We start from the raw sequence: 17037 nt of genomic DNA, 5'->3' as shown, positions 1-17037 counted from the left end.
ATATAATCAAATGTTGGATCGGTGCGTCGATTGATGCTTTGAAGCGTTGAGGGCACATTCAAATCAACCAAACAGGCACTGCCCATGTGTTGTTTGATATTGGCATTAAATCATTGCTCATGCAAATGATGGTACCTTTAGAGACGTGGGCGTCGACTTTGTTAAGAACTGAAAAGTGACGTCCGGATTTTTCTCTAGGATGGGCACTTTTTTTAATTTCAATAGGATGAAGATTCCCGTTTTCTTCAATGATAAGATCAATTTCCCTTTGATCAGAATCTCTATAATAGTATATTGGTGGTCTTTTGCCAGAATTCAAGTAACTTTTGATAATCTCAGAGACAACAAAAGTTTCAAAAAAAGCGCCAGACATTGCTGAAATTTCTAAAGAGTCACTTGTTGTCCATCGTGTCAAATAAGCGCATAAACCTGTATCCATAAAATACATATTAGGTGCTTTGATAATTCTCTTTAAGGCATTATTGAAATAGGGTTCAATAAGAACAACGAGGCCAGAAGAGACAAGAAGAGATAACCAGTGTTTTGCTGTAGGCGATGAAATACCAACGTCTTTTGCTAAATCACTATAATTAACCATTTGGCTTGTGCGTGCGGCGCAGGCTGTTAAAAAACGCTGAAACTGCATTTCATCTGCTACTTGCGTCAAATCTCTAATATCCCGATGGATGTATGTGTCCACATAGGAAGCATAATACCTTTCTATATTTTGATTATTTTGATGAAGCGCAGGCATTGAACCCTTATGGATCAATGTGTAAATGTCCGTTAATGACATCTTCTTTGCAATTTTAAGCCTATCCATCATGCTGTTTATATCTGCCTTGTATGGGGTGTTTGGTAAACCATTTATCTCTGATAGAGAGAGGCCTTGCATAGGAATAATGCCGACTCTCCCTGCAAGACTTTCTCTAACGCCCTTCATCATTTGAAACATTTGCGACCCAGTGAGCCAAAAATCTCCCATACGCTTATGTTTATCCACATAGATTTTGATATAGGGGAGTAATTCGGGTGCATATTGAATTTCATCAATTGTAATAGGGGGTGTATATCTTTGTAAAAATAAGGCGGGTTCGTCTTTCGCAAGTTGACGCGCCATGGGATCATCTAAGGTGACATAGTTTCGATTTGACTTCGAAACATGTTCTAACAAGGTTGTTTTTCCAATTTGTCTAGGGCCGGTTACAAGTAATACAGGATATGTATTTGAAACTTCTTCTACAATTGATTCAAGCGCTCGATCAATAAACATAAGACACCTCTTTCCGCTAGATTAAACTTCAATTTTAGAATACACGATAAAAACTTTCCAAACAAGTCTTTTCTGTTGAATTAAAATTCTATTTTAAATTAAACGAAAGTTTACCATCTTCAAGCAATGGGGTGAAGCCTCGTGGAATGTGCATTTGGCAGGCTGAGTATGGCTTCGCCATGGGGGAGAGGGCCTGAAGGCCCGGAGAATGAGGCTGCGCCTCGTGGAAGGTGCCCCTATGCATAGTGCAGTTGCATTTCAAGGGGATTTCTCATATAATAGAGGTTACAATATCTATGAAATCGAGGTGAATGCGTGGTATCCTATAAACAGTTTAAAGAGCGTGAGTTGCACAAGGAGCAGAGGCTTCTGATACTAAGTGCGGTGCCGCTCGCTTTTTTGATTTATGGTCTTGTTATGGGGGCTGTGGGTGAGAAGGGCGTTGTGGCAGGTATTTTGGACATTGTGCAATCTCCCACGACCCTGCTGACGGACTTTCTTGAAGTAGGCGGTATTGGTGCATCCTTTGTCAATGCCGCGCTTGTTGGTTTTTTTAACATTTATTTGCTAAAGCACTATAAGATGCGGATAAATGGGTTGCTGGTGGCAGCTGTGTTTACTGTTATTGGGTTTTCGTTTTTTGGAAAGAATATCCTGAACATTATGCCCATATACTTGGGTGGGTATTTATACGCTAAGTATCAGGGCATTCCCATGAAGAACGTAATTCTGGTGGTGATGTTTTCAACGGCTCTGGCGCCACTTGTGAGTGAGATTACGTATGGGGGCATTTTTCACAGTGGCTTTAACTATGTGATGGGGATTGTTGTGGGCATTGCCATTGGCTTTATCATTGTACCGCTGTCGTCGCATATGTTAAGGTTTCACGATGGGTATAACCTCTATAATATAGGCTTTACGGCAGGCATTATTGGAACTGTGTTTACCAGTTTTATGCGAAACTTCAATATTAATATTGAAGCCAAGAATATACTGTATCTAGAGCACAATGTGGGGATTGTCGTGCTGTTTGCGGTTGTTTTTGTGTATTTGATTCTGGTGGGTCTTTGGATCAATAAAGAGGGCCTGATTCAGTACCGGTCCATATTAAAATATAAGGGCCGTACCATTACAGATTTTCCAGGTTTGGTGGGATACGGAATTACCTTTATCAATATGGGAATTATGGGGCTTTTGAGCCTTGGCTTTGTACTGGCGCTTGGGGGCATTGTCAATGGGCCGGTTATAGCGGGTATTATGACAATTGTGGGCTTTGGGGCTTTTGGTAAGCATCCGAAGAACTGTTTTCCCATAGTTTTAGGCGTTTTGCTGGGCGGTTTCTTTTTTGGGTATGATTTTTCAAGTACTGGATTTATCATATCGGCACTTTTTAGCACAACCATTGCGCCGATAGCGGGTCAATTTGGGCCGGTTGTGGGTGTTATAGCAGGTATTTTGCACCTAACGGTTGTAACCAACATCGGTGTGGTGCATGGGGGAATCAATCTATATAACAATGGATTTTCAGGGGGTATGGTGGCTGCCTTTATGCTGCCCATCATAGATGCCTTTAAAAGAGGAGACGATTGATATGCGGCATGAGATTAAAAAAGTCTGTAAGATTGTGGATGAACTGACGACTTTGTTTCTAAAGGAAGATACAAATGAAATTGATTTTAAGATTATTACGGAAAAAGAGCGGTCTGTGATTCGAATCATTGATTACAATACGCATTTTGATCCGGAATATATTGAGCACTTGTGTGCGATGTTTAACAGACAGAGACAGTCTGAAATTGAAGAGTATTATTGGCAACTGGCTGGTGAAGCAGATGAAGACGATGAGCTGACACTTATTAGCGCCATGATTGACAGTGCAAAAGCTGAAGTTAGAGGGGGCAATTTGTATATGGAGCTCATTAGACTGAATCGATAAGAAAGAAAAAGAGAAAGGTGGCGACATTATGGAGCAAAGAAAGGCCAAGAAACTGGCAAAGCAGAAGAGACGCGCGTTTTTAAAGAGTGCACTTGCGCTATTGCTGGTTCTCTTGTTTGTGGTAATGGCAATCTCCCCGATTATATTCGCTGAGACTGTTACAATTCCTGTGAGCAATACGTCTTCCACAGAGGCGGATTATACGTCCTATTTGGAATTTATGATGGACATGGTGGAAAACAACTATTATAAGGAAGTTGACCGGGACGATTTAATTGAAGGCATGTACAAGGGTGTCTTTGATGTGCTGGATCCTTACAGTACGTATTTTACACCGGAAGAGTACAGTGAGTTTAACACCTCAATAGAAGGTGAATTTTATGGCATTGGGGCGTCGATTACGCTTGGTCAAAGTGGCTATGTGGAAGTTGTGGCGCCTTTAAAAGGAACACCTGCTGAAAAGGCGGGGCTTATGCCGGGCGATAAGATTGTGTCTATTAATGGGGAAGATGCTGAAGGCTTTACCACTGAAAAGGCTGTAACTTTGATCCGTGGGCCACTTGGAACAGATGTCACCCTTGGGATTTTAAGACAAGGTCATACAGATGCGTTTGAAGTAACCATTACACGGGGCCTAATTGTTTTAAAGTCGGTGGAATATGAAGTTTTGGAAGAAGGCATTGGCTATATTCAGTTGACGGATTTTAACGACAAGACCAATTCGGAATTTGACAAGGCCATGGCCTATATGGTGAACAATGACATTGAAAAAGTGATTGTGGATGTGAGAAACAATCCAGGTGGCCTTTTAAATGTCGCTATTTATGTGAGCGACTATTTTGTGGCACCTGGCAAGGAGATTGTAACCATAGATTATCGTGGGGCAACGGACAGGACTTACCGGGCAACGCGTGAAAAAGCCCCTGTGGAAGTGGCTGTTCTTGTAAATGGCGGATCAGCAAGCGCTTCTGAGATTTTTGCAGGAAGCATTCAGCAAACGGGTGCTGGAATTGTGGTGGGTGACAACACCTACGGAAAGGGAACGGTACAAAGTCTGTACCCGCTCAACACTGGCGGTGGCATAAAAATTACAATTGCTGAATATTTGCTGTCAGATGGGTATAAAGTAGATACTGTGGGCGTGAAACCGGATATTGAGGTTTCAAATCGCATGACAGTGGACGTGTCTCAGCTGGTGCCTTTCAATTTAAAGAAGGGAACCGCTTCTATTAATGTCTATGCCCTTCAAGAAAGACTTCAGCTTCTGGGCTATAAATTGGAGGCTGATGGTGGATTTGGGCCAGTGACCCGTGAAACCCTGAGACAGTTTCAAAAGGATTACCAAATTCCTGTAACTGGGACTATAGACGGTAAAACGGTTGAGACGCTGGACGCAGCCCTTATGGGACAACTTGGCGTAGCGGTTGACCTTCAGCTTCAAAAGGCCATAGAAGCCTTGAATTGACAGACACCTGTCATTTAAACGTAACCGTTTGTCATAGAGGTGTAACAGACAAAGCCCCTGAAAAGGTGTATACTTAAGCCAGAGTGAAGGGGCTATGTTCCTTTACAGTTCTATTACAATAAAAAGAGTTTGATTGACCATCCTTCTACAGTAGTGATATAATCAATACTAGGATTTTGCGATATACCCTCGCGGGTAAACGCGGTTCTGAGGCGGCGCTTTAGCCTCGGAAGGGGGTTATTGTACAAAACTCTCTTCTGTAAAAGGAAGCAAAAATCAAACCTAATTAAAAGGGAGGAATTCGCACATGAAGAAAGTATTATCTTTAGTCCTTGCATTCGTGCTTGTACTAGGAATGGTGCCTGTATTCGCGAACGACATGACACCTGAGACTGCATTTGATGCACTTAAGGGTTATGAATTCGTGGATGGGGACGAGAACGGAAATCCAATGTTGGATGAAGTTCTTAAAAGAGAAGAATTGGCAAAAATTTATGCCACAGTAGCAAACCTCAAAGCTGAAGCGTTGGCTTGGGAAAGTGCTCCTGACTACGAAGATGCTGATCAAATCAGCGAGTGGGCTGTGCCTTATGTAGCATATGCTCAAGAAAACGGATGGATGATTGGTGATGGTACACCTAACACATTCAGACCTTTAGATCCAGTTTCTGGACAAGAGTTACTCGTAGCTATGCTTAGAGTTTTAGGCTATGAAGAAGAAGCTGGTGATTGGGCTAACGTTCCAACATTTGCTGAAGAAGTTGGTATTAACTTCGCTTCTATAGCTGAAGTTACAAGAGGAGACGTTTTCGTTACACTTTACTCAACTGTAGCTGAAGTTCAAGGCGAAGATGGCTTAACACTTGTTCAAAGACAAGGTAAAGAAGAAGTACCTGTTGTTATTACTGACCTTGAAGTTGTAGGCGATGTAGTAGCTGACAACCTTGGCGAAGTTGAAGTAACATTCAACAACATGATCGATGAAGATGAACTTGATAAAGCAAACTTCTCAATTGCTGGCGTTACTATTAAGAGCGTTGCATTGTTGGAAGATGGCATGACAGTTCGCATCACAATTGATGGTGAGTTAGAAAACCAAACAGCATATGAATTAGAAATTGCTGAAATTACAGATGTAAATGCATTTGTACTTGAAGATGTTGTAAAAGCTTTCACAGCTAATGACTTTGCTGCGCCAGTAGTAGAATCAGTAACTGTTAAAGGTAACAAAAAAATTGAAGTTGTATTCTCTGAGCCAGTTGATGAAAATACTGCTGGTATCTTAAGCAACTACAGAATTGATGACAAATTGTTTGGTTCTACAATCAAAGCAGTTGGAAGAACAGTATCTTTCGAGTTGACAAGTAGATTGGCTGATGGCGTGCATACAGTTTCTGCAAGCACAAACATTACTGACCTTGCTGGTTTCAAAGTTGTTTCTAACAACACTCAAATCGTAGTAGCTGAAGATAAAGTAGCTCCTGAACTTGTTTCATTCTACGATGCAACACAACAAGTGGTTATGGTAGTGTTCTCTGAGCCAGTAGAAAAGAACTTTACAGTTTCATCTGTTGGAACTCCAGGCGCTTATACTACTGAAGATGATGTAACATTCAAATTAACTTTTGACGCATTACCACTTGCTGGTACTGAAATTACACTTAAAGGTGTAACTGATTTCTACGGAAATGAAGCTGATGATCTTAAATTCTCAGTAATTCCTGAAATTGATTTAGTAAGACCTGAAGTAACTTCAGTTTCTGTTGAAGATCAAGGTGAATTGTTAATTACATTTACTAAAAAAATTGATTTAGCTACTGGTACAGTAACAATTAAAGATGAAGATGGCGATGCAGTTGCGTTGAATGCTTTGGCATACAATACAAATACTGCTGGCGATATTGAAACTCAATTGGTTGTTACAGCGACAGCAGCTACAGGTTTCGCATCAGGTGAGTTTACAATTGAAGTAAAAGACTTTGAAGACAAAACACCTCAAGAAAATAAGATGGTTCCTTATTCTTCTGCTCTTGAGATTGCTGACTTAACTAAGCCGGTAATTACAACTGGTAAAGTAACTTATGCACCTGCTACAGATGAAGCTAATGGTGCGTTGTATATCGAATTTAGCGAAAAAGTGGATGCAGCTACAGCACTTGACAAAGCAAATTATTCATTTGTTCAAGAAGTTGCTGGCGTTGATTCTCCTGTAGCTCTTGGAAAAGCGAATACAGTTTCATTGCTTGGTAATGGAAAAACTGTTAAAATTGTAATTCCTAAAGTTGCTGCTGCTTCTTTGACAGCTGGTGAGTATAAAATCGAGACTGTAACTATCATGAATGTTACAGATCTTGCTGGAAACAAAATGGTTTCAGCTGTTATAGTCCCTGCAGATTTTACTGGAGAAGTAGATCTTACTGTAACCAATGCAAGAGCAGTTGCAACTGATAAGGTAAGATTTGATATTCAAGAGAATATTAATCCAGCTACATTAAGTCCATCAGATTTTGTTGTGACTTATGACCATGATGCTGATAATGCGACAGAAGATAAAACAATTGTTGTGATTAATGCAACTTATAATTCAACTTATGATTATATTGAATTAACACTTAATGAAAAACTTACTACAAGTGCAAAAGTTGGAACTGCAACACCTTATATAAAAGTAATTGCTAGAAATTTAGCAGATATTTATGGTAATAAAGTTCAGGATCCACAAGCAAACGTTGAAATTAAAGATGCAATTGCTCCAACAGCAGTTAAAGTTGCAAGTGCTACATTTGATACTACTACAACTAAAGCTGTAATCGTTGTTAACTTGACAGAAAACTTAGACACTCCAGATACTACTGTGGTATCAAATATAGTATTAGATATCAATGGTGAGTTAGTAACTCCAGTAGTAAGCTATACTCCAGAAAATACTACAGTAGGTAGTGAAGCACCTGCTAAGTTGACATTTACTTATGATGGATATGCTGATGGAACTAACCTAGTTGGTAAAGCTTATTCATTGAAATTCTATGAAAATGTTAATTACGCTGATAATGCTGCTGTAGCTAACGAATTAGCAGATTTCGAATTCTCTGGAACATTGAAATTAGCTGAATAATCAACAAAACTAAGAAGGCCTTCGGGTCTTCTTTTTTTTACAATTACAAATACGTTAAATTCAACGAGAAGGAAGCCTTTTGGGTTTCCTTCTTTTTGTGTCTAGTGTATAATAGAAGCGGTAATCAAATTTAAAGGAGTTTACTTATGGAAGATAGACAATACGAAGATGAAATATCGCTTAAAGAGTTGATTATGGCTTTGATTAAGAATTGGAAACTGATTGTGGCCTTTATTGTAGTGGCGGGTGTGCTGGCACTTGGCTATGTAATGGTTATTGCAGATGAGGTGTATGAAGCATCTTTAGAAGGCACGATAAATGTTCCAGGATCTGTGGAAACACGGTATGGTGGCTACAGTTTTCCAACCACAGATAAGATGGATTTTTTAAATGTGGTTTATTCCAATAAGGTGATTCAAGAGACGCTCAATGAATTGGGTTTGGTTGAAGCCACTGTAAATGGCTTTAAAAATGCCATTACAATTGAGACAGAAGAAGAATCAACGCGGTTTACGTTTAAGGTTACAGGATCATCACCAGAAGATGCACAGCTGAGACTTTTGACTCTGGTAGAAAACTTTGAAGATGAACTGAGTATGCTCCATAAAGAGGCGGCATTGGTTTCATTTATTAGAGACTATGGTGTTTCTTATAAAAACATGGAAGAAAATTTGCTTCAAACACAGAAGCAACTTGAAGAGATTCAGGTTGAGTTTGCTGACATTGAGCCGGTTATAACACTTCGAAAATTGGTGACCAGTGATCCAGTGTATGCAGCTGAACTGGCGCAAAACAGGGGTGTCCGTATAGAGGAACTGTCTGAAGAAATGATGCTTGAAGAAGTGATAAATCCACATTATGAGGCCCTGCAAGGCACAATAATTGGATTGAGAAAAGAAATTCAAAATATAGAAAGAGATATGGAAAAAAATCTCCGGTATACAGAAGAGTTAAAAGCAGAGCTTGCAGGCGTTCAGACTTATATCTTGTCTGGCGATGGTTCAAAGATGGACCCAGAGATGGTCAATGTTATGGAAACGGCCCTTCATTTTAGCCTTTCAACAAATGTACCGGACCATCCGATTGCCCCTAAGAAGGCATTGACACTTGCCATTGCCCTTGTGCTTGGCGCAATGTTGGGTGTGTTTGTGGCATTTTTTAAAGAGTATTGGCAAAACAGTAATTAAGATTAAGGGGTGGGCCTAATGAATGGAAGAAGTCTAAAAAGTCTGATTCATTTTAAAATTATATTGGATGTAATCATGACCATAGCAGGCTTTGGTTTGGCCTATTACATCCGTTTTTATACCGAAATATTATCAGCGGGGAATCAAGTGCTCAGTCCGACGCAAACAATGATTCCTCTGGTAATTGCCATTCCTTTACTGCTAGGCTTTTACAACGTGTTTGAACTTTACAATCCCAAAAGGCATTTTGGAACTTTCGATTCTTTAACGCGCATTGTACGGAGCATGACTTTTACCATGCTGATTATTTTGGCCGTTTTATTTGTCTTTCGCTTGATGGACTTTTCAAGATGGACCCTTGTCCTCTTTTATGTCTTTGCCATTGTTCTAACGACGCTTGGCCATATGTTTATCAACACGCTTTTAGAGCGTTGGGTCAAGGCAGGCCGGTTTCTGAAAAGTGTTCTTGTTCTGGGCAATAATGAAATGACCGTCCGTTTAATTGCCAGTCTTAAGGAAAACCCCACTTGGGGCTATCAAGTGGTGGGCATTTTAGACAACAAAACACCTGTGGGCTCTTTTACACAAGGGGTTGTTGTCATTGGCAAAGTCAAAGACCTCAAGGTAAAATTGGATGAGTTGGACATTGACATTGTGATGATCACCTTTGCTGGCGAGGATTACGAAGAAATCGCCGATGTTATAGACCTATGTGAACGCGCAGGTGTAAAGTCTCAAATAATTCCATATTATTATAAGTACATTCCGGCAAAGCCTTATATGGACCATTTAGATGGCCTTCCTGTAATAGATACGCGGCATGTACCGCTGGATAATTTTTTAAAGTCAACGGGCAAGCGGGTATTTGACATTGCTTTTTCAATTATTGCCATTGTCCTAACCCTGCCTTTGATGGTCTTTTCATACATTATGGTGAAGCTAACATCACCAGGGCCAGTGATTTACAGGCAAGAACGAATTGGCCTCGACCGAAAACCCTTTATGATGTATAAATTTAGGTCGATGCATGTTCAGGTGGAAGAAGAGGAGAAAACCCAGTGGACCACCAAGGATGACCCGCGTAAAACAAGGTGGGGCTCTTTTATGCGCAAAACCAGCATAGATGAACTGCCTCAATTTTTTAACGTCCTACTTGGTAACATGAGCGTCGTTGGGCCTCGGCCAGAACGCCCCTATTTTGTTGACCAGTTTAAAGAAACCGTCCCAAAATACATGATCAAGCACCAAGTGAGACCTGGCATCACAGGCTGGGCTCAAATTAGCGGATGGCGCGGCGATACCAGCATTGAAAAACGGATAGAATTTGACCTTTACTACATTGAAAACTGGAAATTTTCTTTAGATATGAAAATCATCTTGCTTACAGTCTTTAAGGGGTTTTTGAACCGGAATGCGTATTAGGGGTTAGGGGATGGTTGGTTAGTTGGTTAGGGGATAGAGGTTAGTTGGTTGGTGATTAGGTGGTTAGGGGTTAGTTGTTAGGAAATGGGAATGATTCCTAGAATAAGATAGGGTGGCTTGTATGTCGCCCAATTTTGCGCATGGTGTTTACATTTATTTACATATATTATATAATTTAGAAGGTGGTTAGTGATTAGGGGATAGTTGGCTAGTTGGTTAGGTGATAGGGGGGTTGGAAAGGATTTTGACCTTCCTATCCAACTAACTTCTAGTTCCTAACCCCTATCCCCTAACTTCTATCCCCTATCTTCTAGTCCCTACCCCCTACCCAAAAGGAGCAACCATGTATAAAGATGTAGATAAATTAGTTGTATGGCAAAAATCCCACCAGTTGGTTTTAGGTATTTATGATATGACACAATCGTTTCCAAAAGACGAGCTTTATGGTCTAACATCTCAAATTAGAAGAGCAACCGTTTCAATTTGCAGTAATATTGTAGAAGGAAAAGCAAGAGGATCTAAAAAAGAGTACATCAGATTTTTATTGATATCCCGTGGATCTCTTGAAGAAGTCAAGTATCAAGTTTTATTGGCCAAAGACCTTAACTACATAGATGAAGATCAATACAATTCACTATTGAGTTTAGGCAATGAAGTTGGAAAACTGTTAAATGGTTTGATAAATAAGTTGGTTAGGGGATAGTGACTAGTTGGTTAGTGATTAGCGATTAGGGAGGATCGGAAAAGATTTTGACCTAACCCCTAACCCCTAACCCCTAACTACTATCCCCTATCCAACTAGTCCCTACCCCCTAACGCCTATCCAGTCATCTGTTGACAATCCCACCATCGGTTTACATATTATAGAAATTATTGAAATAAATAGTTTTTATAAATTGACTTAACATGTAACGAATACATCAAATATGATGTATAATATATTTAGAGAAAAAGGAATATAACAATGACTGTACATACCTATCACACTAAAGGAGGTTAAAATGCCATTTAAAAAGATTGATGTTAAAAAAATAGTTAATGAGAAACGAAATAATATTGAATTTAATGAGAATTATCTAGAAATAGAAAAAGAGTACGAACTAATCAGACAGGTAGTTGAAGAGAGAAAACAAAGAGGGATGACTCAAAAGATTTTGGCTGAAAAAGCTGGGATATCTCAACAAGAATTGTCAAGATTTGAAAGAGAAAAGCATATTCCTAAATTATCTAACTTCATTAGAATATTAGATGCCCTAGATATGGAAATGAAAATTGAAAAGAAGAAAGCGGTATCTCATTATATTGTTAGTGACTAGTGATTAGTTGGTTAGTGACTAGTGATTAGTTGATTAGCGATTAGGGGGGATCGGAAAAGATTTTGACCTAACGCCTAACGCCTAACCCCTAACCAACTAACCCCTAACCAACTATCCCCTAAAAAAGATCTGATCTAATAAAATCGCCTAAATACATATGTTGAATGCCTTCAATGTTGTCTATAAAATGAATATCCATCGATACAACATATTTGGGGTAATGATCTTTGACCATTAATAGGGGTTTAAACTCCCTATCAATAGTTGACTCATTGCCCATCTTATAAGCCACTTGCACATATACCTTTTCATTTTTTCTTTCAGCAACAAAATCAATTTCCAAATCTTGAATCTTTCCTACGTAAACTGTGTAACCTCTCATGATTAGCTCGTTATAAACAATATTCTCAAGGACACCTGAGATATTTCGATCCTTATAACCAAAAATTGCATGTTGAATCCCTTGGTCAGCAAGGTAATACTTTTCTTGAGTCTTCAAAATTTCCTTTCCATGGACATCATAGCGATTAACCTTATTAATTACGAAAGAACTCTCCAAAGCATCTATATAGTTGTAAATTGTATTGATATCCACTTTTCTATTTTGACTTTTAAAATAATCTGAAATACTTTTTGCTGAAAAAGTATTCCCGATATTATCAATAACGAATTTTACAATTCGGCTTAAAAGTTCTACATTTCGAATGCTAAATCTTTGAACAACATCACGTAATACTATTGAATCATATATATCGTTTATTATTCGATAAGAAGTACTCTCATCATAATCGCTAATATGAACCATTGGAAATCCGCCTCTTCTAATAAACGCCCACAATTGTTCGTCATAAGTGTCGGGTTTCCCCAATTTAAGTCGAAATTCAATCATTTCCTTAAACGTCAAAGGATATAGTCGGAATTGTATATAGCGACCTGTCAATAAGGATGATATTTCAGATGATAGCATTTTAGAATTGGAACCGGTAATATAAATATCAGCATCTAAATCTACGAAAAAAGAGTTCACAGCTTCTTCCCAGTGATCGACAATCTGAATTTCGTCGAAAAATAGGTACATTCTTTTTCCATTTATGACTTTTTTCATAACATACTCATAAAACTTAACAGAAAATTGAAAGTTTTTATGGGTATAACCATAAAAACTTTTGATTGTTCTACAATTATTGCGTTTACAGTTGGTTAGTGGCTAGTGATTAGTTGGTTAGTGATTAGGGACTAGTTGGTTAGTGATTAGGGGATCGGAAAAGATTTTGACCTAACGCCTAACGCCTAACCCCTAATTACTATCCCCTAACCAACTATCCAACTAACCCCTACCCCCTCATCACGCCCAGAATTGTGCCCAGCATGACCCAAAAGACTGGCGCCACATGGACGGAACTGTCGTTGAAATAACCGGCGATATGGAAACCGATGATGGCAGTTAGGAGTGCTATCACCAAGTCTCGATGGTTTTGGTCCTTGCCTTTAAAGATGTAGATGAGGCCCTTGATGAGGACAATGGCAATTAATGCAAGATACAGAATCAGATAAGGAATGCCAGATGAAACGGCATATTGCAGGTAGATGTTATGGGCCTTGTCGACGAACATGTTAAAGGTGTTATAGGTGTTGAGTTTGCCTATAAAGTCGTGTTGTGGGAAGGCGATGGCATAATTGTCCACCCCATAGCCTAAAATTGGCTTTTCAAGGACTAAAGGCAGGGTTCTTGACCAGATGTAACCACGACCAGAGCCAAGTTTCTCGAGACCATCAAAGCCAATGGCAGGTGCTTTTGGCATGTCTATGCGTTCACCATTTGAATACCGATACAGGAATTCGCCCTCTTGATACACGAAGAGGCTGAGTTCCTTTTTAATTTCAAGGGCCAGATAGTAGGTGCCATTTTCATCCACAGCAGGGTAGATCAAAAGGTCTTTAAGAATTGGCAGGTCAAAAACCCCTTGATTTTGAGGGGTGATTTCTTTGAAGTCAATGGGTTTATTGTTAAAAGTCATGTTTAAGTCAAACTGAGAGAGGTCCTCAGAATTTAGGCCAATGGATAAGGTGCCGTCTTTCGTTTCTAGGTGGATCCCGCCATTTTCTGTGTACAAACTTTTAAGGGCATACTCTGTGCGCGGGGTTTCAAAAGTGGAAAGGATTCGTCTGGTGACAAAGCCGTCTGAAACCGTTTCAAAGCCTACAAAAGCTACAACCAAAAGGGCAGCAATAACAAGTGTCAATTTGAGGTTTTTAAAGAGGATACGCCAGTTAAAGACGACCCAAAATACGAGGGCAACGAGGACACCTAGAAGGCCGCCTCGGGCAGTAGAGCCCAAAAGATTAAATAAAATGAGGCCGGATGTTATAAAGTAAAGGCCTTTGTAGAGCCAGTTCTTTTCATAAAGAAATTTGGTGAGAAATACCGGGAGACTCAGGGTTATAAAAAAGGCCACATAGTTGTAATGGTAGAGGGTTTGGCCGATTACCTTATAGTTTACGATAAATTCAGTATCAAAGGACATGCCCTGCATGGAAAAAGCCGTTACCAGACTGGTAAACCAATCGGTGAGAAGCAAATCGTAGCCAAAGTATTGGCCGATGCCAAGTAGGGAAAGGCCAATGTTGCTGACCCAAAAGGCCCCAAAAAGCCATTTGATCTTACGGTCGGTCCAAGTGAGCTTATAGGCCAGTAGGAAAAAGAGCCAATAGGATAAGATCACGAAAACACCTTCATACCGCTCGACGTAGCCCTTGTAGGCCACATAAGGCGACTTGGCAAGTATACTGGATAGAATAACGAGGACCATAGCTGCGCCGGTAATCCAGACGATTTTGTCCTTTAAAAAGCCATCCCTGTTCGTGAGAAACAACCGCACTAGAGGAATCAAAGAGAGGGCTCCTAAAAAGACAATGACTTGACTTTTAAAATAAGAAAAAAAATCGTAAAAAGTATCTAGATGGGCGTGCCAAAAGATGGATTCAGTGTTGTATGACACTGGCGTAATCCGTATCAAAAGTGGGACAACAGCAAGTGCAATCAGTAGGGGTATAAAATCGTACAATTCTAAAAATGACGGTTTTCCTAAAGTCGATGTATGTTTTTTCTTAGACATAGATTTCAATCTCCTGTTTAAATTTTTCTTGATACAATCATACCCTAAAGGCATGGGGGAATGCAACTTTTTGGTGGGTAGGGGATAGGGGATAGTAATTAGGGGATAGTTGGTTAGAGGATAGGGGGTGCATTTTGAGAAAAATAATATAATAAATCTCTTTTGGGTAGTTGTTCTGGTTGGATTTTAATAATTTTTGAGAAAAATGCTCATTTATATTGATTTTGTTCATTTAATAATGTACACTTTTATTAAGAGGTGATAATATGTTAATTCAATTCAATTTTGAGAATTATAAGTCCTATTTAGATGAAGTTAGTTTAGATTTAACTGCAACGTCATACACAGAATTAAAAGATAATTTAATTGAAGGTAAGAAAAAAGAGATGTATATGAAAGTTGTATCAATTTATGGAGCAAACGCTAGTGGAAAATCCAACATTTTGGAAGCTTTTGAACATATGAAAAGGCTAGTGATAAAATCTTTAGAAGAAAGTAACAAGTCCAATAAAATGTATCTTAAGAGATTTCAGTTTAGTGAGGTGGGGAAAAAAACACCGGCTCTTTTTGAGGTGTTTTTTATGCACAAAGGAAAAGAGTATCAGTATGGGTTTAATTTAAATGAGAAGAAAATTCTATCAGAATGGCTCTATAAGCGTAATTTTAGATTTAAAAAAAAATACGAACTCGTATTTGAAAGAGAAGGACAGAAATATAACTTAAATAAAGATTTGCAAAAAGCGAATGATATTATTGAAATTATGAATGAAAAAACATTGCTTATAACACTTCTTTCAAGTTTTGAAGTGGAAGATATAAAAAATGTTTTTGATTGGTTTGTAGAAACTGAAGTCATTAATTTTGGAAATGTTACTTTTGAATATATCATTTCTAAATCTCTGCCTAAAGTGGATTTTGACAATGAAAAAGAGAGTAATCGTTTTACTGAATTTTTAGAAAACATTGATATAGGTATTAAAGGTATCAGAAAAGAAAAGACTTCTTTGAATGGACACACTGACAATGGTGCATTTGAGAAATATAGGATTTACACTAAACATTTGAATATGGATACTGGAAAACTTGAAGAGATACCATTAAGCGAAGAGTCTAGCGGAACTATTAAAATGATTGGACTCTATAGGTTTATTTTAGATGCGTTGCAAAAAGGAAAAACATTACTGGTGGATGAAATGGATGCAAAACTTCATCCTCTATTAACAAGATATATAATAAATTTATTTCAAAACTCTGACAGTAACCCAAAAGGAGCTCAACTTATTTTTACAACTCATGACACAAATACTTTGAGCAATGAGTTGTTTAGACGTGATCAAATCTGGTTTGTCGAAAAAGATAAAAGAGGTGTTTCTGAGCTTTTTTCATTAGCCGAATATAAAATCGATGATAAAAAAGTGCGAAAGGATGCTTCTTATAATAAAGATTATTTAGGTGGGAGATACGGTGCAATTCCAAATATAGATATGAAAGTTGGTGAGTAATGGCTGACCAAATATTCAAAAAGAGGCAGGGAGAAAAACGGAAGCGAAAAGAAGCTACGCGTCAGATACAACCTTATAGATATTTAATCGTATGTGAAGGTAGCAAAACTGAACCGAATTATTTTGAAGGAATTAGAGAGCAAATTCATAAAAAATATGGGCGTAAAGTTAGGGTTTCAAAAATAAATGCAGAACGTATTGAAATTGATGGCACAGGTCGGAACACAGAAGATCTAGTCAAATATGCTATCCGAAAAAGAAGGGATGCAGAGATTCCCTATGGTCATGTATGGTGTGTTTTTGATAGAGACTCGTTTACGGATCAGCAGTTTAATAATGCTATTGTGTGTTGTAAGAGTAATAACATTGGTGCAGCTTGGTCAAATGAATCTATAGAATTATGGTTTCTTTTACATTTTGAGTATTTAAATACTGGAATATCAAGAGAACAATATGTTGAAAAACTAAATCGATATTTTGAACTGTACAATATCAATCAAGGAAAATATGAAAAAAACATCCCTGACATTTACAAAAATCTTGTAAAATTTGGCAGTTTAGATAATGCGATTAAGAATGCACGCAAATTGACTAAAATGTATAATGATGAGGATACGTCGGCAAATAGAAACCCATCTACAATGGTGTATCAGTTGGTAGAAGAATTATTTGAGTACTTATAACTACATCAAGTGGACATGTACC

The 17037-nt window shown here is 38.6% G+C and carries 13 protein-coding genes; 10 read left to right on the top strand and 3 right to left on the bottom strand.

Annotated elements, in window-relative coordinates; genetic code table 11:
• Nucleotides 1-58: 58 nt before the first annotated feature.
• Nucleotides 59-1273: an ATP-binding protein gene (locus JOC49_RS02175; protein WP_204661739.1), complete on the bottom strand. Its 1215-nt coding sequence runs from the start codon at nt 1271-1273 to the stop codon at nt 59-61.
• Nucleotides 1274-1588: 315 nt separating this feature from the next.
• Here JOC49_RS02175 and JOC49_RS02170 point away from each other — a divergent pair, with 315 nt between their 5' ends.
• The 8 genes from JOC49_RS02170 to JOC49_RS02135 all read left to right on the top strand — a co-directional run bounded on the left by JOC49_RS02170 (nt 1589) and on the right by JOC49_RS02135 (nt 11714).
• The gene (locus tag JOC49_RS02170) at nt 1589-2863 is read left to right on the top strand and encodes a DUF1576 domain-containing protein (RefSeq protein WP_341534642.1); all 1275 of its coding nucleotides are present in this window, start codon (nt 1589-1591) and stop codon (nt 2861-2863) included.
• The gene (locus JOC49_RS02165) at nt 2838-3209 is read left to right on the top strand and encodes a hypothetical protein (RefSeq protein ID WP_204661737.1); all 372 of its coding nucleotides are present in this window, start codon (nt 2838-2840) and stop codon (nt 3207-3209) included. Before JOC49_RS02170 ends, JOC49_RS02165 begins: the two co-directional genes overlap by 26 nt.
• A gap of 28 nt (nt 3210-3237) precedes the next feature.
• The gene (locus JOC49_RS02160) at nt 3238-4674 is read left to right on the top strand and encodes a S41 family peptidase (RefSeq protein ID WP_204661735.1); all 1437 of its coding nucleotides are present in this window, start codon (nt 3238-3240) and stop codon (nt 4672-4674) included.
• A 307-nt stretch (nt 4675-4981) separates the two neighbouring features.
• Nucleotides 4982-7789, top strand: coding sequence for an Ig-like domain-containing domain (locus JOC49_RS02155; RefSeq protein WP_204661733.1), 2808 nt, complete (start codon nt 4982-4984; stop codon nt 7787-7789).
• A gap of 146 nt (nt 7790-7935) precedes the next feature.
• Nucleotides 7936-8976 (top strand): Wzz/FepE/Etk N-terminal domain-containing protein, encoded by a 1041-nt coding sequence (locus JOC49_RS02150; protein ID WP_204661731.1) that lies wholly within the window; start codon nt 7936-7938, stop codon nt 8974-8976.
• An 18-nt stretch (nt 8977-8994) separates the two neighbouring features.
• Nucleotides 8995-10398 (top strand): undecaprenyl-phosphate glucose phosphotransferase, encoded by a 1404-nt coding sequence (locus JOC49_RS02145; protein WP_204661729.1) that lies wholly within the window; start codon nt 8995-8997, stop codon nt 10396-10398.
• Nucleotides 10399-10741: 343 nt separating this feature from the next.
• On the top strand, nt 10742-11101 hold the full coding sequence (locus JOC49_RS02140; RefSeq protein ID WP_204661727.1) for a four helix bundle protein: 360 nt from the start codon (nt 10742-10744) through the stop codon (nt 11099-11101).
• A 298-nt stretch (nt 11102-11399) separates the two neighbouring features.
• Entirely contained in the window at nt 11400-11714 is a 315-nt protein-coding gene (locus tag JOC49_RS02135) for a helix-turn-helix domain-containing protein (RefSeq protein ID WP_204661725.1), read from the top strand.
• Between the two features lie 118 nt (nt 11715-11832).
• On the opposite strand, the gene JOC49_RS02130 is transcribed toward JOC49_RS02135, so the two are convergent.
• Both JOC49_RS02130 and JOC49_RS02125 read right to left on the bottom strand, forming a co-directional pair.
• Complete coding sequence (locus JOC49_RS02130) at nt 11833-12885, bottom strand: ATP-binding protein (RefSeq protein WP_341534644.1); 1053 nt, start codon at nt 12883-12885, stop codon at nt 11833-11835.
• Nucleotides 12886-13048: 163 nt separating this feature from the next.
• Nucleotides 13049-14830 carry an O-antigen ligase family protein gene (locus JOC49_RS02125; RefSeq protein ID WP_204661721.1) on the bottom strand — a complete coding sequence of 594 codons (1782 nt, stop codon included), beginning with the start codon at nt 14828-14830 and terminating at the stop codon, nt 13049-13051.
• Between the two features lie 266 nt (nt 14831-15096).
• On the opposite strand from JOC49_RS02125, the gene JOC49_RS02120 reads away from it, so the two are divergent.
• Both JOC49_RS02120 and JOC49_RS02115 read left to right on the top strand, forming a co-directional pair.
• Complete coding sequence (locus JOC49_RS02120) at nt 15097-16332, top strand: AAA family ATPase (RefSeq protein WP_204661719.1); 1236 nt, start codon at nt 15097-15099, stop codon at nt 16330-16332.
• Complete coding sequence (locus tag JOC49_RS02115) at nt 16332-17015, top strand: RloB family protein (protein WP_204661717.1); 684 nt, start codon at nt 16332-16334, stop codon at nt 17013-17015. The genes JOC49_RS02120 and JOC49_RS02115 overlap by 1 nt, the downstream gene beginning before the upstream one ends.
• Nucleotides 17016-17037: the final 22 nt, after the last annotated feature.

Source organism: Fusibacter tunisiensis (assembly GCF_016908355.1).
GTDB lineage: Bacteria > Bacillota > Clostridia > Peptostreptococcales > Acidaminobacteraceae > Fusibacter_D > Fusibacter_D tunisiensis.
The sequence above is the reverse complement of the archived record's forward strand: the minus strand, read 5'-3'. Positions and strand labels throughout refer to the sequence as shown.